The following is an 18,469-nucleotide window of genomic DNA, read 5'->3' as shown; positions in this document are numbered from 1 at the left end:
CTTCGCCTCCTCGGCGCGCAACACCGCCCGCCCCTCCGACACCGGCGCGCCGTAACTGCGAAGCAACGCCTTCGCCTGATACTCATGGATATTCAATTGGTTTTCTCCCTCGGATGACGCGGCCTGGACCGCTATTTTATAAGCGGCAACAGCTTCTTGAAGGCCGGGGTTCCGGCCTGGCCGAGCCATTCGAAGACCACCATTTCGGTCGTCACGATGCCGGCGCCGCCCGCACTGAGCCGGGCGATGCAGGCCTGTTCGCTCTCTAGCGTGCGCGAGGCCGTGGCATCGGAGACGACGAACACCTCGAAGCCCGCCTCGATCAGGCTCGCGGCGGTCTGCACGACGCAGATATGCGCCTCCATCCCGGCGATCACCGCCTGCTTGCGTCCGAGCCCGCGAAAATGCGCCTCAAAGCCCGCATCCTCCATGCAGGAGAAGTGCATCTTGCTGAGTACGGTGGTGTCTGGCCCCGGTGCGAGTTCGGGAACGGTATGGCCCAATCCGGCGGGGTACTGTTCGGTCATGATGACCGGCACGCCGACCTCCTCGGCGCTGGCCTTGAGCGTGCGGGTGTTGCGGATGGTGCGGGCTGGGGCCTGCATCGCGGGAACGAGACGCTCTTGCATGTCGATGATGACAAGCGCGCTGTCTGCGGCGCGGATGAGCATGGCCTGACCTCCCTGAATGCTGTGGCGAAGAGTGGTATTCTATTCGTGGTATCCCAGATACCACAGTTTCACGCACCCAGCAACCGCGATATCTCGCGGGCAGAAAAGGGCGACTCATTGCCGGGGTGGTCGAGGTGTCGGCCGGTGGTTTTGTATGCTGCGACGCAGTAAGTCTGCGCCCTGTGTGGCGCATTGGGCTGATCCGCCCGGCCAGCGTGATCTCCATTTAATTAATTTAATTACAATGGCGTGTAGGATCTTTGGAGCTTTCGGTGCGCCTATCGTCTCCGCCGGGCGGCCCGGGGGAAATTGTGCTTCCTAAACAAGGCTGTCGAGAGGCCGGGCATGCGCGTATGCTGCACGTGCGGCGACGAATGTGAAAAAAACAAATTGCCCGACCGAGTATGCTGGCGTATGGTATACCACAGAGCCAGAACTGCTGCATGACGGCACGGGCGCTATTGGAGATGATAACATGAAGCTACGTCCGATTGCGTCAAATTTTACGCTCAAGGATCATGTTTACGAGAGGCTGCGCGAGGCGATCCTCGAGATGAACATCTATGAGGACGATGCCGATCTGCGTCTCGACGAGCGGTCGCTCGCCGAACAGTTGCAGATTTCCCGCACGCCGCTGCGCGATGCCATTGCCCGGCTGGAGGCGGACGGGCTGTTGACCGTGGTGCCGCGCAAGGGCGTGTTCCTGCAGCGCAAAAGCCTCGAGGAAATCCTCGACATGATCATCGCCTGGGCGGCGCTGGAGAGCATGGCGGCGCGGCTTGCCGCCGAGCGCGCCACCGACACCGAGATCGCGACGCTGCGCAAGATCGCCGAGAAATACAACGATGCGACCTCGGCGACGCGGATCGCGGAATATTCCGACGACAACCTGAAATTTCACCTGCACATCCTGGAGATCTCGCATTGTGCCCTGCTCAAGAGCATGGCCGAGGGCGTTTTCCTGCACATCAAGGCCGTGCGGCTACGGTCGATGTGGGAGGGCGACCGCGTCAAGCGGTCGGTCGTCGATCACGCCGAGATCATCGAGGCGCTGGAGCGCCGCGACGCCGAGGACGCCGCCAACAAGGTGCGCGAGCACACGATGCAGTTGCATGAGCATATCCGCAAGACCTGGGGCCGGCTGAACCTGACCCGCAACGCGACCCTCGAAACCCAATAGACCGAATGCTCGGCCCCGCCGGTGAGCGGCGGGACGGGCCAGATGAAACCGGAGGACACACATGGCCGTAGCCAACTCACCCGCAGCGCCGATATCGGAGGCCGATGCCGTCACGGACGGATTTCACCTTCTGATCGACGCGCTCAAGCTCAACGGGATCGAGACAATCTACAACGTTCCGGGCATCCCGATCACCGATCTGGGCCGCTATGCGCAGGCGCAGAACATGCGGGTTATCTCATTCCGCCACGAGCAGCATGCTGGCTACGCGGCCTCGGTGGCGGGGTTCCTGACCAAGATGCCGGGCGTGTGCATGACCGTCTCGGCACCGGGTTTCATGAATGGGCTAACGGCGCTGGCGAATGCGACCACGAATTGCTGGCCGATGATCCTGATTTCCGGATCATCGGAGCGCGAGATTGTCGATCTGGCGCAGGGCGATTACGAGGAGATGGATCAGCTGGCCATGGCCCGGCCATTCTGCAAGGCGGCCTACCGGCTGACCTATGCGCAGGATATCGGCATTGCCGTAGCCCGCGCAATTCGCTCGGCGGTATCGGGGCGGCCCGGCGGGGTCTATCTCGATATTCCGGGCGCGATGCTGGGACAGGTGGTGGATGCCGCCGAAGGTGCGCGCTCGCTGGTCAAGGTGATCGAGCCCGCGCAGCGCCAGTTGCCTGCACCGTCCGCTATCGAACGCGCCATCGAGGTGATGAAAGGGGCGGAGCGCCCGCTGATCGTGATCGGCAAGGGCGCGGCCTATGACCAGTCCGACGAACTGATCCGCGAGCTGGTGGAGAAATCCGGCTATCCGTTCCTGCCGATGTCGATGGCCAAGGGCCTGCTGCCCGACACGCATCCGCAATGCGCGGCTGCGGCGCGGTCGATGGTGCTCAAGGACTCGGATGTGGTCATCATGATGGGCGCGCGGATCAACTGGCTGCTCAGCCACGGCAAGGGCAAGCAATGGGGCGAGCCCGGGGCCAAGCGCTTTGTCCAGATGGATATCGAGGCCGAGGAGATGGATTCGAACGTCGAGATCGCGGCCCCCATCGTGGGCGATGTCGGCTCGTGCTGCGCCGCGCTCATCGAGGCTATGGACGGAGCCGGGATCGCACCGCCCAAGGAATGGCTTGATCAGGTCAACGCCAAGGCCACGGCGAACATGGAGAAAATGTCGGCCCGGTTGCGTAACAATAACAACCCGATGGACTACTTCGGTGCGCTTGGCGTCATCAAGGATGCAATCAACGATCATCCGGACACGATCCTCGTGAACGAAGGGGCCAACACGCTCGATATGTGCCGCTCCATCGTCAACATCCACAAGCCGCGCCACCGGATCGACGTGGGCACCTGGGGCGTGATGGGGATCGGCATGGGATCGGCCATCGCGGCGGCGATCGAGACCGGCAAGCGCGTACTGGCGGTCGAGGGCGACAGCGCCTTTGGCTTCTGCGGGATGGAGATCGAGACGGTCTGCCGCTACAACCTGCCGATTTGCACGGTGGTGTTCAACAATGACGGCATCTATCGCGGCGATGGCGAAAACTGGGGCGACGGGGACGATCCGGCGACGACCGTTTTCGTCAAGGGATCGCGCTATGACAAGATGATCGAGGCCTTTGGTGGCGTGGGTGTCATCGCCCGCTCGCCGGACGAGCTGCGCGAGGCTGTCTATGCCGCGCTCGCAAGCGGCAAGCCCACGCTGATCAATGCGATCATCGACCCGGCTGCCGGCAAGGAAAGCGGCAATATCGGCAACCTGAATCCGCAATCCGTGGTGGCCCAGAGGCTTTACCCTCAGGCACGCAAAGACTGAATGAAACCTGCCGGGCGTGGGCAACCCGCCCCAACGGCTCAGAAATGGAGAGACGAATGAAAGCCCTAGACGGCGTCAAGATCCTGGATTTTACCCATGTCCAGTCAGGCCCGACCTGCACGCAGCTTCTGGCATGGTTCGGTGCCGACGTAATCAAGGTGGAGCGTCCCGGGGTCGGGGATGCCACGCGCAAGCAACTCGTCGATGTGCCGGACGCGGATTCGCTCTATTTCACGATGCTGAATCACAACAAGCGCTCGATAGAGCTCAACCCCAAGACCGAGGCGGGCAAGGCGGTGTTGACCCGTCTGGTCGAGACCTGCGACGTGCTGGTGGAGAATTTCGCGCCCGGCGCGCTTGACCGCATGGGGTTCAGCTGGGAGCGGATCCAGGAGATCAACCCGCGCATCATCATGGCCTCGGTCAAGGGCTTTGGTCCGGGCAAATACGAGGATTGCAAGGTTTACGAGAACGTCGCGCAATGCGCGGGCGGTGCGGCCTCAACCACCGGCTTTCTCGATGGCCCGCCGCTGGTGACCGGCGCGCAGATCGGCGATAGCGGTACCGGGCTGCATCTGGCCTTGGGCATCGTGACCGCGCTCTATCAGCGCGAGCATTCGGGACGCGGGCAGAAGGTGCTGGCCCCGATGCAGGACGGGGTGATCAACCTCTGCCGGGTCAAGCTGCGCGATCAGCAACGCCTCGCCGCCGGGCCGCTCACCGAATATTCGCAGTACGGCGCGGGCATTCCGTTTGGCGAGGCGACGCCGCGCGCGGGCAACGATTCGGGCGGTGGTCAGCCGGGCCGCATCCTCAAGTGCAAGGGTTGGGAGACCGACAACAACGCCTACACCTATTTCATCACGCAGGCGGCGGTTTGGGAGCAGATCTGCGACGTGATCGGCGAGCCGGAGTGGAAGGACGCACCGGGCTACGCCACCCCGCCAGAGCGGCTCGACAAGCTCGACGCGATCTTTGCGCGGATCGAGGAATGGACCATGACCAAGACCAAGTTCGAGGTGATGGACATCTGCAACCCGCTCAACATCCCCGTCGGGCCGATCCTGTCGACCAAGGAGATCATCGAGGACGAGGGACTGCGCAAGACCGGCACGATCGTCGATGTCGATCACCCGACGCGCGGTCGCTACACCACTGTCGGCTGCCCGATCAAGCTGAGCGATAGTCCGGTGGAGGTGACGCGCTCGCCGCTTCTGGGCGAACATACCGAAGAAATCTTGCGCGATGTGCTTGGCTATGACGAAGAGGAACTGGCCAGCATCATGGAATCGGGCGCGGTCGGCACCGCGAAGAAGGCAGCCGAATAATCAAGCCGTGAGGGCAAGGGTCGGCGCAGACCGGCCCGCCGCATGGACGGGAGGAACGAATGAGACTTATCGTGATGGGCCAGCAAGCCTTCGGCAAGGATGCCCTGGCCAAGCTGCTCGACACCGGAACGGACGAGGTTGTCGCGGTTTACTGCGAGCCCGACCCCGACGGAAAACCGGTCGATCCGATCAAGGAACTGGCGCTTGAGAAGGGGCTGCCGGTGCATCAACCGGCCAATTTCGACGATCCGGCCACGCTCGAGGTGCTGGCAGGGCACAACGCCGATCTGATGATCATGGCCTTTGTCAATGTCTTCGTGCCCGAGGCCGCGCGCGACACGCCGACCCATGGCTCGATCTGCTTTCACCCCTCGCTGCTGCCGCTGCATCGCGGGCCCTCGGCGGTCAACTGGCCGATCATCATGGGGGCAACCAAATCGGGCTATTCGTGGTTCTACCCCTCCGACGGGCTCGACGAGGGCGACAGCCTGTTGCAATGGGAGTGCGAGATCGGCCCCGACGACACCGTGATCGACCTCTATTTCAAGAAGATCTATCCGCATGCGGTCGAGAGCGTGCTGACGGTCTGCGATCTCTATCGCGACGGCAACCCGCCGCGCATCGTCCCCGACGAGGCGCTCGCCACCTATGAGCGGCGCTGCAACCGCAACCATTCGCGCATCGAATGGCATCGACCGGTCAAGCAGGTCTATGACCTCATTCGCGGCACCAATCCCGCGCCGGGGGCCTGGACCACGCTGAACGGGGCCCAGGTCGATATCTTCGACTGCGCCCTAGTGCCCGGCGACGGCATATCGGGCCGGGTGCGCGAGGTATCCGACGAGGGCATTGCCGTGCAATGCGTCGGCGGTCGTATCCTGATCAAGCGGGTGCGCCCCAAGGGCGAGGCCAAGATGCCCGCCGCAGAATGGGCCGCCGCCACGGGGCTCGAAGCCGGGGCCACCCTTGGAACCTGAAATCCATACAAACCTGTTGGGAACACCAAATGTCTGATATCGAAATTGCACGCGCAGCGACCAAGAAGCCCATTCAGGAGATCGGCGCCAAGCTGGATATCCCGAGCGAGCACCTTCTGCCCTTCGGCCATGACAAGGCCAAGGTTTCAGAAGAGTTCATCAAATCGCTTTCGGGGCGCAAGAACGGCCATCTCGTGCTGGTGACGGCGATCAACCCGACCCCGGCGGGCGAGGGCAAGACCACAACCACCGTGGGTCTGGGCGACGGCCTCAACGCCATCGGCAAAAAAGCCGCGGTCTGCATCCGCGAGGCCAGCCTCGGGCCCTGTTTCGGGATGAAGGGCGGGGCCGCAGGCGGTGGCTATGCTCAGGTCGTGCCGATGGAGGACATGAACCTGCATTTCACAGGCGATTTCCACGCCATCACCTCGGCGCACAACCTGCTGGCCGCGATGCTGGACAATCACATCTACTGGGGCAACGAACAGGAAATCGACATCCGACGCGTGGTCTATCGCCGGGTGATGGACATGAACGATCGCGCGCTGCGGCAGATCGTGTGCAGCCTTGGCGGCGTGGCCAACGGTTTCCCGCGCGAATCGGGATTCGACATCACTGTGGCCTCCGAGGTCATGGCGATCCTGTGTCTGGCCACTGATCTTGCCGATCTGGAGCGCCGCCTCGGCGATATCATTGTGGCCTATCGCCGCGACAAGACCCCTGTCTATTGCCGCGACATAAAGGCTGACGGAGCGATGACCGTCCTGTTGCAGCAGGCGATGCAGCCCAACCTCGTTCAGACGCTGGAGAACAACCCCGCCTTCGTGCATGGCGGACCATTTGCCAATATCGCGCATGGCTGCAACTCGGTCGTGGCAACCACCACGGCGCTCAAGCTCGCGGATTACGTGGTCACCGAGGCGGGCTTCGGTGCCGATCTCGGTGCAGAGAAATTCATGAACATCAAGTGCCGCAAGGCAGGGCTGGCCCCCGAGGCGGTGGTGATCGTGGCGACCGTGCGGGCGATGAAGATGAATGGCGGCGTGTCCAAGGGCGATCTCGGGGACGAGAACGTCGAGGCGGTCAAGGCGGGCTGCCCGAACCTCGGGCGTCACATCGAGAACCTCGCGAAATTCGGCGTGCCGACGGTGGTGGCGATCAATCATTTCGTCACCGACACCGAGGCCGAAGTGCAGGCTGTCAAGGATTTCGTGGCAAGCCAGGGGACCGAAGCCGTGCTCTGCAAGCATTGGGCGCACGGCTCCAAGGGCACCGAGGATCTGGCGAAGAAGGTGGTCGAACTGGTCGAGGGGGGATCGGCCAACTACGCGCCGCTTTATCCCGACGACATGCCGCTCTTCAAGAAGATCGAGACCATCGCCAAGGAAATCTACCGCGCCGACGAGGTGGTGGCGGACGCCAAGATCCGCAATCAGCTCAAGGAATGGGAAGACCAGGGCTATGGCAACCTGCCGGTCTGCATGGCGAAAACCCAGTACAGCTTTACCACCGATCCCACGCGTCGCGGCGCGCCCGACGGGCACAGCCTGCCGGTGCGCGAGGTGCGGCTCTCGGCGGGGGCAGGGTTCGTGGTGGTGATCTGCGGCGAGATCATGACCATGCCGGGCCTGCCCAAGGTGCCCTCGGCCGAGGCGATCTGCATCAATGACGATGGCCTCATCGACGGGTTGTTCTGATCATGGGCCAGTCGTCGCTTCATACAATCATGATGCCGGTGCGCGACGATGGGCGCGGGCCGATCATCTTCGCCCATGCCGCAGCACTGGCCAAGCGCTTCAACGCGCATGTCCGGGTGGTGCACTCCCACCCGCGGCCGCAGGACATGATGCCCTACGGCGTAGTGATCCCCACGTTTCTGCGCAAGCAGCTGGTCGAAGCCAGCCAGAAGCGCGCGGATTATGAAGAGGACTACCACCACGACAAGTTCCTCAAGGAGGCCGCGCGCCACGGCATCAGCGTTGAGCCGCGTGCCGCAGGCAAGCCGACGGCGGCGTTCCGCGAATACGAAGGCAAGCAGGTCGAGGTGGTGCGCCATTACGGGCGTCTGGCTGATATCATCTGCGTGTCCAAACCCTGTCCGGACGAAAACCTTGGTTACAACACGCTGAAATCGGCGCTTTTCACCTCGGGGCGGCCCGTGATGATCTGCGTCGACACCGAGGAGGTGGCCCCCGATATCGGCAGCCATGTGGCGATCGGCTGGAATGGGTCGCTCGAGGCATCGCGCGCGGCGGCGCTTGCGATGCCGCTGATCGAGCGCGCGGATCGGGTCACGATCCTGACCGCCGGACGGATCGAGCACACGGCCACGCCCGAGGAGTTTCGAATCTATCTCGCACAGCGCGGCATCGAGGCGGAGATCCATGCCTTCGAACGCAGCGGTAATGTCGGGCGGGCGCTGCTCGAGAAATGCTCGGAGACAGGTGCGAACATGCTGATCACAGGGGCCTATCACGAAAGTTACGAGCGCGAGGCGCTGCTTGGCGGCAATTCCGCTACCATCGTGGCAGAAGCCACGATTCCCGTGGTCATGGTACATTGAGGTGACGAGCAGGAGTAACGGAGTTTTCTGAACCAGGCACAGGAGGAGCAAGAGCAGACTCACGACAGGCTTCGTTGCGCGTGTCAATCGGCCGAGGAGGGCCGAAAGCGCGCCGGATCCTATACTGAACCTGACCGGATAGCGGTCATCAATGGGAGGAAGACATGAATATTCTGAAAACTTTTGCAATCGGCATCGCCGCGTTGGGGCTTTCCGCGCCGGCGGCCATGGCCGAATGGCAGCCGCGCAAGCCTATCGATTTCGTCATCATGGCGGGACCGGGTGGTGGCGCGGATCAGATCGCCCGCTTCATTCAGTCGGTGGTCGAGAAGAAGGACATGACCAGCCGTCCGCTGATCCCCAACAACAAGGGCGGCGGCTCGGGTGCCGAATCCCTGATCTGGCTCAACGATGCGAACGATGCGGATCACACCCTTCTGGTGACGCTCAACTCGTTCTTCGCCACGCCGATCCGGCAACCGGAGCTGGGTATCGACATCCAGACCTTCACCCCGGTCGCGATGATGGGCGTCGATCCCTTCGCGCTCTGGGTCCATAAGGATAGCGGTATTGAAACCTTCGAGCAGTGGCTCGAGACGGTCAAGGCTGCGGATGGCGAATATGTCGTTGGCGGCACCGGCACGGGTCAGGAAGACAGCATCGTCTTCGCCTATCTGAGCAAGGCCTATGACCTCAAGCTGAAATACATCCCGTTCGACGGTGGCGGTGCGGTTGCCGCGGCCCTTGCGGGTCAGCAGATCATGGGGACGGTCAACAATCCGGCAGAGGCCCGCGGCTTCTATCAGTCGGGGGATGTGCGCCCGCTTCTGGTGTTCTCGGACGAGCGGATGGATGCCTATCCGGACGCGCCGACGCTCAAGGAAAAGGGCCATGACTTCAGCTACTACAACCAGCGGGCCATTGTCGGCGCGCCGGGCATGTCGGACGAGGCGGCAACCTACTATCAGGACCTGTTTGCCGAAGTCTACAACTCGGAGGAATGGCAGGGCTACATGGAAAAGGAGTCGCTCTCGCCGCTCTGGATGGATGCCGATCAACAGCGTGGCTACTGGAAGGTGCAGGTCGACAACCACACCGACCTGCTGTCCGGCATGAAGTGATCCACCGCAAGGTCTGAAGAAATTAGGGAGGGCTGACAAATGCGTGTTGGCGAAATAGTGACGGCGGGCGTGCTGGCCCTCCTTTCCATCTATCTGATGTACAAGGCATCCGCGAACGGGATTGGCTACACAAGGGGGAGCGGCCCCCAGGGCGGCTTCTGGCCCTTCTGGCTGTCGGCCGGGATGCTGATCTCCACGGGCTTCATCGCGCTCAACTGGGTGCGGCAGGTGTCGCCGCAATCGCGCTCGCAAGAGCCGGTGCTCGACAGCTTTGGCCTCAAGACGCTTTTGCTCGTCGGTGGCGGGATTATCGGCTTCGTCGCGCTTATCGACATCGTGTCGATGTACGGCGCCGTCGCGATCTTCATGTTTTACTATATCAAGCTGCTCGGCCAGCACAGCTGGCGGCTGACAGTGCCGATGGTGCTGCTGTTTCCGCTCGGGCTGTTCTTCTTCTTCGAGGGGCTGATGCAGATCAGCATGCCGACGGGGATGAGCTTTACCGACCCGGTCTTCAACGTGCTTTACAACATCATTTACTGAGCCGCTCAGGGCCAGCTGACACAAGGGCGACAAGCAAGCCATGGAAATTCTATCTCTACTGGGCGACGGTATGCTGGTCGCCATCCAACCTCTCAACCTCATGCTGATCCTGATCGGCGTGACACTCGGTCTCTTCATCGGTGCGATGCCCGGTCTGGGGTCGGTCAACGGGGTCGCGATCCTCTTGCCGGTCACCTTTCTGGTGCCGCCCGGCTCGGCGATCATCTTCCTGGCGGCGATCTATTACGGCGCGATGTATGGCGGGGCGATCTCGTCGATCACCCTCGGCATTCCCGGCGCGTCGACGGCGGTGGCGACCACTTTTGACGGTCGACCGCTGGCGATGATGGGCAAGGCGCGCCTCGCGCTGGTTGCGGCGGCCATCGGATCCTTCGTCGGCGGCACGGTGGCGAACATTCTGTTCACCGGTTTCGCGCCCCTGCTGGCCACCGTCGCGCTCAGCTTCGGGCCGCCCGAGATCTTCGCGCTCATGCTGCTGGCCTTCGCGACCTTCGTGGGTCTTGGCGGCGACGACATCGCCAAGACCGTCTTTTCGATCTGTTTCGGTTTGGTGCTCGCCACGGTCGGATTTGACCAGGTCTCGGGCGCGCCGCGGCTGCTGCTGTTCGATCTCAGCGGCTTTCTCGGCGGGATCAGCTTTCTGGTGCTGGCGATCGGTGTCTATGGCATCGGCGAGATGATCTGGACCCTCGAGAGCACGCGCGGCGAGGTCACCACGACGGACGCGAAAATGTCGGTCAAGGGGATTGTCGAGGATATGGGCGAGACCGCCCGCAAGGGCTGGAAGGGCACGGCGATCGGGTCGTTCCTCGGCTTCTTCGTCGGCGTGCTACCAGCCGCCGGTGCGACACCGGCCTCATTGATGTCCTATGCGATCACCAAGATGGTGTCGAAGAACAAGCACGAATTCGGCAAGGGCCATGTCGGTGGCGTGACCGCCCCCGAGGCAGGCAACAACTCGGCCTCGACCGGTTCGATGCTGCCGATGCTGACGCTCGGCATTCCCGGCTCTCCCACAACCGCCATCCTCTTGGGCGGCATGGTGATCTGGGGGCTGACACCCGGGCCGCGTCTGTTCGTGGATGAGCCGGATTTCGTCTGGGGCCTGATCGGCTCGTTCTACGTGTCGAACGTCTTTGCCCTTCTGGTGAACATATGCGCCATTCCGCTCTTCATCTGGATGCTGCGGATGCCGTTCACCGTGCTGGCGCCGCTGATCTTCGTGCTGTCGGTCGTCGGGGGCTATGCCGCCATGCAGGACATGTTCGATATCTGGCTGATCCTGGCGTTCGGCTTCGGGGCGTTCCTCCTGCGCAAGTTCGACTATCCGCTGGCACCCGCAGTTCTGGCCATCGTGCTCGGGCCGATTGCCGAGCCGACCCTGCGGCAGTCGTTGCTGCTGTCCTCGGGTGATCCGTCGATCTTCTTCACCCGGTCGATCTCGATGCCGATCATGGTGGTCGCGATCATCCTGATCCTGATGCCGGCCTTCAAGTATCTGCGGCCGCGCCGGACCAGCGCGGCGGAGTAAGCCGCCGCGACATGACGGGGACAAGACGAGAGGGGGCCAGGCGGGCCCCCTTTCAGCTTTCGTAACGGGTGCTGCCGCGTCGGTTCTCGTCGATCGGCAGTTCCATCAGCAAGGGTTGATGCGCGCGTTGCGAACAGGCCTGGCGCGGGCAGAGATTACAGTTCAGCCCGATTGGCGCGTAAAGCTTGGGGTCGTCGAAATTGTAGCTTGATGCATAGCGCAGGCGCGGTGCGTATTTCGCCTCGCAGCCAAGCGCGAGCGTGAGGCGGCGGTCCTGTGTCTCTTCGCTGAAGACCGGGCGGTGCACGGTGCGGCTGATGGTGAAATAGCGCGCGCCGTCGGGCATCTCGACGAATTGCGGCATGATCACGCCGGGGGTGTAGAACGCGGTATGAATGTTCCAGACCGGGCACGATCCGCCATATTCCGCCAGGTGAAACGAGGTCGAGTTGAACCGCTTGGTGACGTTGCCCGCCTTGTCGATGCGCAGAAAAAAGAACGGCACGCCGCGCGCGCCGTCGCGTTGCAGGGTGGTCAGGCGCTGGCAGACCTGCTCGAAGGAGGTGCTGAAGACCGCCCCGACCCGGTCGATGTCGTAGCGCGCCGCCTCGGCCTCGTGCAGGAAAGCGTCATAGGGCATCAAGAGGGCTGCGGCGAAGTAATTGGCCAGTTCCACCCGCAGCCGCGCGAGGGCAGGGTGCGACGCGAGGCCGCTGCGCCGGACGATGCCGGACAGGACGTCGGGATATTCGACCAGACACAGCACATGAGCGAGTTGAAAGACGCGGTTTGCGGTGTTGAGCGCCTGCGACAGGTGCACGGTGCCGTCGCTTTCGTCGTAATAGCGCAGCGCATCGCCGAGATCGCCGATCTTGCGGATCCGTGTTTTTACGCCGTGGCGCTGTTCCAGCCGCTGCCGCAAGGCGAAGAAACGATCCTCGGGCGAGGCGAAATCGACCGGTGAGGCCGCTTCTGCCGCCCGCTCCAGCTCTGGAAAGTGATTGCCGTGATCGCGAAAGAAGTCGTGGATCACGGTTTCGGGCGAGGTGCGCAAAAGCTCGTCCGCGTTGTTCTCTCCGGCCAGGCTCAGGATTTTCTCGAGCGCCGTGCGATAGGCCGCGTGCAGATCGAGAAACCGCTCGACCACGCGCGGCGCATGATCGACCGCGCCGCGCAATTCCTGAAGATCGGGCTGATCGCCGGAAAACACCGGATCGCGCAACGCGTTGCGCAGATCGGCCACCCGGCGCGTGCTCTCGTCGCGCGAGAGGTCGCGCCAGTCGACGGCATAGACCTCGGCGATACGCATGAGCAGTTGCACCGAGAGGCTGCGCTGGTTGTTTTCCAGCAGGTTGATATAGGACGCGCTGACCTCGAGCTTGCCCGCCATTTCGGCCTGCGTCTGGCCCCGTTCGCGGCGCAACTGGCGCAGTTGCGGGCCGATCAGTGTCTTTGCCATGCGGTGATCCTTACAATATTACAAAACTGAGATTTGTAACGTTTACTATATACACATTGACATTAATTTCGTAGCGGAATCACTGCGTCCCGGTATAGTGGGGCCTTGTCTTGATAGAAGACGATCCAGCATTTTCCGAAAGGGCAGACATGACGTATCGCATCGTAATCCTCGGGGCCTCTTACGGCTCGCTTCTTGGCACCAAGCTGCTGATGGCGGGGCATGATGTGACGCTGGTCTGCCGTCAGGCGACCGCCGATCTGATCAATGCCGAGGGCACCGATGTGCGCATCAAGCTGCGCGACGAGGTCGAGCACCGCGCGTTCCGCTCACATGACCTGCCCGGCACATTGAACGCGCTCGCGCCCGAGGACGTGAACCCGGCGGAGTACGATATGGTGGCGCTGGCCATGTCCGAGCCGCAATATTGCGCCGACAACATCGTCGATCTGTTGGGCCGGATCGCGGCTGCGGGCACGCCGTGCCTGTCGATCATGAACATGCCGCCGCTGCCCTATCTGCGCCGAGTCGAGGGGCTGGATACGTCGCGGCTCGAGGCTGCCTATACCTGTCCCAAGGCCTGGGCCGGGTTCAAGCCCGGCACCGTCACGCTGTGCAGCCCCGATCCGCAGGCGTATCGCGTGCCCGAGGACGGGGCCAACACGCTGCATGTCGGCCTGCCCACGAATTTCAAGGCCGCCCCGTTTGAGGACGAGGCCCATAACCGGATCCTGCGCGACCTCGAAAGCGGCATCGACGCGGTCACCGTGGACGGCAAGGACGTGCCGGTCAAGCTGCGGGTCTTCGACTCGATCTTCGTGCCCTTCGCCAAGTGGAGCATGCTGCTGACCGGGAATTATCGCTGTGTGCTTGCCGACGGCGCACGCCCGATCAAGGAGGCGGTGCATGGCGACCCGGCGCTGTCAGAGCGGATTTACAGCACGGTGGACGAGGTGGTCCGGCGGCTTGGGGCGGATGCGGCGGACGCGGTGCCGTTCGAGAAATACGCAAAGGCCGCCGACGGGTTGCTCAAGCCGTCCTCGGCGGCGCGGGCCATCGAGAGCGGCGCGGACCGGATCGAGCGGGTAGATATGCTGGTCAAGCTGATCGCCGAGCAACAGGGTGTGGAGACTGCCGAATTCGCGGGTATCGTCGACACGGTCAATGCCCGGCTTGACGCCAATCGCCGCGACGCGGCGTGATTTGACATCAGCGGGCAGGGCCGTCACTGGCCCTGCCGATGTCGCTGAATTTCAGGGCCCGGGCGCGGCTCAGAGAACGCCGAGCAACTCGGACTTCCGCGCGAGATAGGGAACGATCTTGTCACGGTCTAGGCCCAGTTCGGCCAGCTTCGCATCGCTGAGGCGTGACAGTTTCTCGACGTCGCGGGCCATTCGATTGGCGGCGATGATCGACTGGAAAAAGAAACTCACGGCACGCAGCGGGGCAAGTGCCACGCGCGCGATGCTGGCGGCGAGGGGGGAGCTGTGGCTGGTGTGGGAGGAATAGGTCATGACGTCTCGCTCCTTGCGTTGCCGCATCTGCGCGTTAAAATATACTGCACTGCAGCATTTTTCCATAGTGGTGGACGCAAACCCGCTCTGCATCAGAGGCATGGCTGTGTTTCCGGGGTATGGCCGCCGCATGAAAGAGCTTGTCCACGCGTCCTCTCGCGGGCCATGATAAGGTGCGACGCAACTGTGCCGGAGCCCCGTATGTCCGACGACATTCTCTACAATGATCAACATATCGATTTCCTCGAAGACCTGTGGGGCGAGGGTTTTCTGTCGCCGGGCGGGGCCGAGGAGGTCGCGCGGGTGATCGAGGGCATGGAGATCGCGGGCAAGCATGTGCTTGATATCGGGTGCGGTTCGGGCGCGATCGCGGTGTTGCTCGCGCGCGAGTTCGGCGCGGCGAAGGTCACCGGGATCGACGTGGAGGCCCCGGTCTGCGAGGCCGCGCGGCGTCGCGTCGCGGATGCCGGTCTGAGCGACCGGATCGAGATCATCGAGGTCACGCCGGGGCCGATGCCGTTCGAGGCGGCCAGCTTCGACGTTGTCTTTTCCAAGGATTCGATCATCCACATCCCCGACAAGGTGGCGATGGCCGCCGAGGCGTTTCGCGTGCTCAGACCGGGCGGGCGGTTTGTCGCCTCCGACTGGCTGACCAGTCACGACGGGGAGATGTCGCCAGAAATGGCGCATTACGTGAAGATGGAAGCGCTGGAGTTCCGCATGGCCTCGCCAAAGACCTATCGCGCGGCGATGGAGGGGGCAGGGTTCACCGATGTCGAGTTGATCGATCGCAACCCGTGGTACCGCGAGGTGTCCGCCTCCGAGCTGGCCGAGTTGAGCGGGCCGGGCCGTGCGGGCTGGGAGACGCGGCACGGCGCGGAATTCATCACCCAGCAGATCGAGATCTGGCAAGCGATGCAGCCGGTTCTGGCCTCGGGCGAGCATTGTCCGCATCACATCCGGGGGCGCAAACCGGCATGATAGACCCGCTGCCGCCCGAGGCGCTGATGCTGGAGACCGAGCGGCTTCTCCTGCGGCCTATGACCCGCGCGGATGAGGATATCGCGGCGCGGCTGCTCTGTGATCCAAAGGTCATGCATTATGTCACCGAGGTGCCGTTGACGGCTGACGAGGTGGCGGAGCATATGCAGAACGCCGTGAAGCGCGGGGCCGGCGGGCGGATCGGGATCTGGACCGCGACCCGCAAGGACACGGGCGAGAAGATCGGCGATGGCGTGCTGACCCCGGTGCCGATTGATGCCGACGAGACTGATTGGAGCCAGGTTGTCCCCGACGCCTATCCCGCCGACCGGATCGAGGTGGGCTACCTGCTGATCCCGGAGGCGTGGGGGCAGGGCTACGCGACCGAGATCTGCGCGCGTCTGCTGCGGTTCGGCTTCGAGCAGACGTCACTGGCGGAAATCGTGGCGACCACCGATCCGGAGAATATGAAATCCCAGCACGTGCTGGAGAAATGCGGGATGCGGTCGGTCGGGCTCCGGAGGGCCTACGGCTATGACGACGTGCCTTGGTTCGAGATGACGCGCAGCGAGTGGGAGGTTCGCCACGCGGCTCAGGCGTCCCACCAATTACCGTCCGGATCGCCCGGATAGACCCCGAGGTTAGCCCCGTGCGACTGGTAGCCCATCAGGCGGCGCACATGGTCGGGGTAGCTGTCGGCGATGTCGCGCGGCACGCTGAGATACATGTTTTCCTCCTGCCGCAGCCAGCCCAGGGAATAGGTGGTGATCAGCCCGGTGCGCGGTATCCCGGTGTTGTTGCGCCCGCCCGCATGGACCGCCCGGCCCAGATAGAACAGCACCGAGCCGCGCGGCATCACTGCCTGCACGATCTCATCCTCGCCGATGACGTCGATCTCGCGCATGTCCTGCGAGCCGGGCACCACCCGCGTCGCCCCGTTCTCGGCGGTGAAATCCGTAAGCGCCACCATGGCCGAGATCTGCCATTCGATGCCGGGCACGCGGACCGGATAGAAATCGTCGTCGCGGTGCAGCATCTGATTGCCTTCGCCGGGCATGATCTCGATCGCGGTGGACGAGCCGATGCGATAGCTCTCGCAATGCGGTCCCAGCACGTGATCGCAGACGGCGAGCATCAGGGGATGGGCGAGGATATCCGCAGCAGCACGCGACAGTCCTAGGATGCCACCCAGTCGGCGTGTCTTGTAGCCGTTGAATTCATTGGTAAATTTCAGGCCCTGCGCGTCAAAGGGTTTGCGCAATTCTGCCTGAACCCGGTCGAGCAGCGGCGTGTCGATCACGTTTTCCACGATGACCGCCCCGTCGGTCATCAACTGTGCGCCGATTGCGGCGTCGGGGGTGAGTCTGGAGATTTCAACCATTGTATTGCGCGCTGAGCTCGGTGAGCCCCGCCTCCATGATGTTGAACATTTCGTCGATCTGCGCCTCGGATATGATCAGCGGCGGCGAGAACACCGCCATGTTGCCGAAGGGTCGCAGCAGCAGCCCCTTCGCCTCGCAGGCATCGTCGAGCTTTTGCCCGAATTTCTGGTAGGCGGCAAAGGATTCACGGTCGAGATCGGGGCGGCATTCGATACAGCCCAGAAGCCCCGCGCCGCGCACGTCGCCGACGATGTCGAACCTGTCCTTTATGTCCTGCAAGCGGCCTTGGAACTGTGGCGTCACGCGGCACACATGGCCAAGGATATCCTCGTGTTCCATGATCTCGATATTGGTGATCGCCGCGGCGCAGGACACCGGGTGTCCGGAATAGGTGTAGCCGTTGTAGAACACGTCGTCGCCCTCGGCCTCGGCCAGCCGCGCCATCACGCCGTCGGAGATGATACAGGCCCCGAGCGGCAGATAGCCCGAGGTCAGCCCCTTGGCGCAGGTGATCATGTCGGGCACGATGCCGTATTCGGCCTCGGACGCGAACCAGTGGCCGAGCCGCCCGAAGCCGGTGACCACCTCGTCCGAGATATAGAGGATGTCATGAGCGCGACAGATGTCGCGGGTGCGCCGGTGATAACCCGGCGGCGGCACGATCACGCCGCCCGAGCACAGGATGGGCTCGGCGATGAAGGCGGCGATCCGGTCGGCCCCCACCTCGGCAATCAGCGTCTCCAGATCGGCGACCTTGGCATCGCACCAGGTTGCAAGGCTCATGCCCTCGGGGCGGTGAAAGGGGTTCACGTCGGGCAGGAAGCGCACAAGCTCGTGGGCCTTGTCGAAACGGGTATTGAAGCGTTCTTTCCCGGTCACAGTCGCGGCCAGGTAGGTCGAGCCGTGATATCCCTTTTCGCGCCCGATCACGATTTTCTTTTCGGGCCGTCGGAGCCGCGTGTTGAGAAACATCGCGGTGCGCAGCGCGGTATCGACGGCGGTCGATCCGCCGGTGGTGAAATGCACGGTGTTGAGGTCGCCGGGCGCGCGCTCGGCGATCATGCGGGCAAGGGTCGAGGCGGGCTCTGAGGTGAACGACCACGGCGAGGCATAGGGCATGCGCATCACCTGCGCCGAGATCGCGTCGGCCATCTCCTGCCGGCCATAACCGATCTGCGTGCACCACATGCCGCCGGGCCCGTCGATATAGCGCTTGCCCGCCGCGTCCCAGAGATAGATGCCGTCGGCGGTGTTCACCCGCATGTATTCATCCGACCCGAAGCCTTGCACATCCGCCCAGGGGTGCAGGTTGTGATCCCTGTCCCAGGTGGTCAGGTCGGCGTCGCTTGGCGTATTCTCGAGTTTGTTCATGGATG

17 protein-coding genes are annotated in these 18,469 nt (G+C 63.1%); 12 read left to right on the top strand and 5 right to left on the bottom strand.

Annotation, left to right across the window (positions count from 1 at the left end):
• Window positions 1-131 precede the first annotated feature (131 nt).
• Window positions 132-671: a hydrolase gene (locus ACSSV4_RS21325; RefSeq protein WP_454277081.1), complete on the bottom strand. Its 540-nt coding sequence runs from the start codon at window positions 669-671 to the stop codon at window positions 132-134.
• Between the two features lie 475 nt (window positions 672-1,146).
• Between ACSSV4_RS21325 and ACSSV4_RS21320 the strand changes: the two genes are divergently transcribed.
• The 9 genes from ACSSV4_RS21320 to ACSSV4_RS21280 all read left to right on the top strand — a co-directional run bounded on the left by ACSSV4_RS21320 (window position 1,147) and on the right by ACSSV4_RS21280 (window position 11,757).
• A complete protein-coding gene (locus ACSSV4_RS21320) occupies window positions 1,147-1,851 on the top strand; it encodes a GntR family transcriptional regulator (protein WP_454277080.1) in 705 nt (234 codons plus the stop codon).
• Between the two features lie 61 nt (window positions 1,852-1,912).
• Window positions 1,913-3,673 carry an oxalyl-CoA decarboxylase gene (gene oxc, locus ACSSV4_RS21315; RefSeq protein ID WP_454277079.1) on the top strand — a complete coding sequence of 587 codons (1,761 nt, stop codon included), beginning with the start codon at window positions 1,913-1,915 and terminating at the stop codon, window positions 3,671-3,673.
• A 56-nt stretch (window positions 3,674-3,729) separates the two neighbouring features.
• Window positions 3,730-5,001 carry a formyl-CoA transferase gene (frc, locus tag ACSSV4_RS21310; RefSeq protein ID WP_454277078.1) on the top strand — a complete coding sequence of 424 codons (1,272 nt, stop codon included), beginning with the start codon at window positions 3,730-3,732 and terminating at the stop codon, window positions 4,999-5,001.
• Between the two features lie 59 nt (window positions 5,002-5,060).
• Window positions 5,061-5,978, top strand: coding sequence for a methionyl-tRNA formyltransferase (locus ACSSV4_RS21305; RefSeq protein ID WP_454277077.1), 918 nt, complete (start codon window positions 5,061-5,063; stop codon window positions 5,976-5,978).
• 29 nt (window positions 5,979-6,007) lie between these two features.
• On the top strand, window positions 6,008-7,675 hold the full coding sequence (locus ACSSV4_RS21300; protein ID WP_454277076.1) for a formate--tetrahydrofolate ligase: 1,668 nt from the start codon (window positions 6,008-6,010) through the stop codon (window positions 7,673-7,675).
• Window positions 7,676-7,677: 2 nt separating this feature from the next.
• Entirely contained in the window at window positions 7,678-8,541 is an 864-nt protein-coding gene (locus ACSSV4_RS21295) for a universal stress protein (protein WP_454277075.1), read from the top strand.
• Window positions 8,542-8,705: 164 nt separating this feature from the next.
• The gene (locus tag ACSSV4_RS21290) at window positions 8,706-9,662 is read left to right on the top strand and encodes a Bug family tripartite tricarboxylate transporter substrate binding protein (RefSeq protein ID WP_454277074.1); all 957 of its coding nucleotides are present in this window, start codon (window positions 8,706-8,708) and stop codon (window positions 9,660-9,662) included.
• A 39-nt stretch (window positions 9,663-9,701) separates the two neighbouring features.
• Window positions 9,702-10,205 carry a tripartite tricarboxylate transporter TctB family protein gene (locus ACSSV4_RS21285; RefSeq protein WP_454277073.1) on the top strand — a complete coding sequence of 168 codons (504 nt, stop codon included), beginning with the start codon at window positions 9,702-9,704 and terminating at the stop codon, window positions 10,203-10,205.
• 40 nt (window positions 10,206-10,245) lie between these two features.
• Window positions 10,246-11,757 carry a tripartite tricarboxylate transporter permease gene (locus tag ACSSV4_RS21280; RefSeq protein ID WP_454277072.1) on the top strand — a complete coding sequence of 504 codons (1,512 nt, stop codon included), beginning with the start codon at window positions 10,246-10,248 and terminating at the stop codon, window positions 11,755-11,757.
• 52 nt (window positions 11,758-11,809) lie between these two features.
• Here ACSSV4_RS21280 and ACSSV4_RS21275 read toward each other — a convergent pair whose 3' ends face one another.
• Window positions 11,810-13,216: a helix-turn-helix domain-containing protein gene (locus tag ACSSV4_RS21275; protein WP_454277071.1), complete on the bottom strand. Its 1,407-nt coding sequence runs from the start codon at window positions 13,214-13,216 to the stop codon at window positions 11,810-11,812.
• A gap of 149 nt (window positions 13,217-13,365) precedes the next feature.
• Here ACSSV4_RS21275 and ACSSV4_RS21270 point away from each other — a divergent pair, with 149 nt between their 5' ends.
• Window positions 13,366-14,418, top strand: a complete 1,053-nt coding sequence (locus ACSSV4_RS21270) for a ketopantoate reductase family protein (protein ID WP_454277070.1) — start codon at window positions 13,366-13,368, stop codon at window positions 14,416-14,418.
• 69 nt (window positions 14,419-14,487) lie between these two features.
• On the opposite strand, the gene ACSSV4_RS21265 is transcribed toward ACSSV4_RS21270, so the two are convergent.
• On the bottom strand, window positions 14,488-14,730 hold the full coding sequence (locus tag ACSSV4_RS21265) for a hypothetical protein (RefSeq protein ID WP_454277069.1): 243 nt from the start codon (window positions 14,728-14,730) through the stop codon (window positions 14,488-14,490).
• Between the two features lie 201 nt (window positions 14,731-14,931).
• Between ACSSV4_RS21265 and ACSSV4_RS21260 the strand changes: the two genes are divergently transcribed.
• Both ACSSV4_RS21260 and ACSSV4_RS21255 read left to right on the top strand, forming a co-directional pair.
• Window positions 14,932-15,711: a class I SAM-dependent methyltransferase gene (locus tag ACSSV4_RS21260; protein WP_454277068.1), complete on the top strand. Its 780-nt coding sequence runs from the start codon at window positions 14,932-14,934 to the stop codon at window positions 15,709-15,711.
• Window positions 15,708-16,343 (top strand): GNAT family N-acetyltransferase, encoded by a 636-nt coding sequence (locus ACSSV4_RS21255; RefSeq protein ID WP_454277067.1) that lies wholly within the window; start codon window positions 15,708-15,710, stop codon window positions 16,341-16,343. The genes ACSSV4_RS21260 and ACSSV4_RS21255 overlap by 4 nt, the downstream gene beginning before the upstream one ends.
• On the opposite strand, the gene ACSSV4_RS21250 is transcribed toward ACSSV4_RS21255, so the two are convergent.
• Entirely contained in the window at window positions 16,304-17,092 is a 789-nt protein-coding gene (locus ACSSV4_RS21250) for a phytanoyl-CoA dioxygenase family protein (RefSeq protein ID WP_454277066.1), read from the bottom strand. The two genes, ACSSV4_RS21255 and ACSSV4_RS21250, sit on opposite strands and share 40 nt — an antisense overlap.
• Window positions 17,085-18,464 (bottom strand): aminotransferase, encoded by a 1,380-nt coding sequence (locus ACSSV4_RS21245; RefSeq protein ID WP_454277065.1) that lies wholly within the window; start codon window positions 18,462-18,464, stop codon window positions 17,085-17,087. Before ACSSV4_RS21245 ends, ACSSV4_RS21250 begins: the two co-directional genes overlap by 8 nt.
• Window positions 18,465-18,469 lie beyond the last annotated feature (5 nt).

The organism is Roseovarius sp. MBR-154, from assembly GCF_053628595.1.
The sequence above is the reverse complement of the archived record's forward strand: the minus strand, read 5'-3'. Positions and strand labels throughout refer to the sequence as shown.

What these genes read in the sequence shown, in the direction of transcription:
- frc (WP_454277078.1), top strand. Translation starts at nt 3,730, where the DNA reads ATGAAAGCCCTAGACGGCGTCAAGATCCTGGATTTTACCCATGTCCAG.
- ACSSV4_RS21320 (WP_454277080.1), top strand. Translation starts at nt 1,147, where the DNA reads ATGAAGCTACGTCCGATTGCGTCAAATTTTACGCTCAAGGATCATGTT.
- ACSSV4_RS21280 (WP_454277072.1), top strand. Translation starts at nt 10,246, where the DNA reads ATGGAAATTCTATCTCTACTGGGCGACGGTATGCTGGTCGCCATCCAA.
- ACSSV4_RS21270 (WP_454277070.1), top strand. Translation starts at nt 13,366, where the DNA reads ATGACGTATCGCATCGTAATCCTCGGGGCCTCTTACGGCTCGCTTCTT.
- oxc (WP_454277079.1), top strand. Translation starts at nt 1,913, where the DNA reads ATGGCCGTAGCCAACTCACCCGCAGCGCCGATATCGGAGGCCGATGCC.
- ACSSV4_RS21255 (WP_454277067.1), top strand. Translation starts at nt 15,708, where the DNA reads ATGATAGACCCGCTGCCGCCCGAGGCGCTGATGCTGGAGACCGAGCGG.
- ACSSV4_RS21275 (WP_454277071.1), bottom strand. Translation starts at nt 13,216, where the DNA reads ATGGCAAAGACACTGATCGGCCCGCAACTGCGCCAGTTGCGCCGCGAA.
- ACSSV4_RS21265 (WP_454277069.1), bottom strand. Translation starts at nt 14,730, where the DNA reads ATGACCTATTCCTCCCACACCAGCCACAGCTCCCCCCTCGCCGCCAGC.
- ACSSV4_RS21245 (WP_454277065.1), bottom strand. Translation starts at nt 18,464, where the DNA reads ATGAACAAACTCGAGAATACGCCAAGCGACGCCGACCTGACCACCTGG.
- ACSSV4_RS21295 (WP_454277075.1), top strand. Translation starts at nt 7,678, where the DNA reads ATGGGCCAGTCGTCGCTTCATACAATCATGATGCCGGTGCGCGACGAT.
- ACSSV4_RS21305 (WP_454277077.1), top strand. Translation starts at nt 5,061, where the DNA reads ATGAGACTTATCGTGATGGGCCAGCAAGCCTTCGGCAAGGATGCCCTG.
- ACSSV4_RS21325 (WP_454277081.1), bottom strand. Translation starts at nt 671, where the DNA reads ATGCTCATCCGCGCCGCAGACAGCGCGCTTGTCATCATCGACATGCAA.
- ACSSV4_RS21285 (WP_454277073.1), top strand. Translation starts at nt 9,702, where the DNA reads ATGCGTGTTGGCGAAATAGTGACGGCGGGCGTGCTGGCCCTCCTTTCC.
- ACSSV4_RS21290 (WP_454277074.1), top strand. Translation starts at nt 8,706, where the DNA reads ATGAATATTCTGAAAACTTTTGCAATCGGCATCGCCGCGTTGGGGCTT.
- ACSSV4_RS21250 (WP_454277066.1), bottom strand. Translation starts at nt 17,092, where the DNA reads ATGGTTGAAATCTCCAGACTCACCCCCGACGCCGCAATCGGCGCACAG.
- ACSSV4_RS21260 (WP_454277068.1), top strand. Translation starts at nt 14,932, where the DNA reads ATGTCCGACGACATTCTCTACAATGATCAACATATCGATTTCCTCGAA.
- ACSSV4_RS21300 (WP_454277076.1), top strand. Translation starts at nt 6,008, where the DNA reads ATGTCTGATATCGAAATTGCACGCGCAGCGACCAAGAAGCCCATTCAG.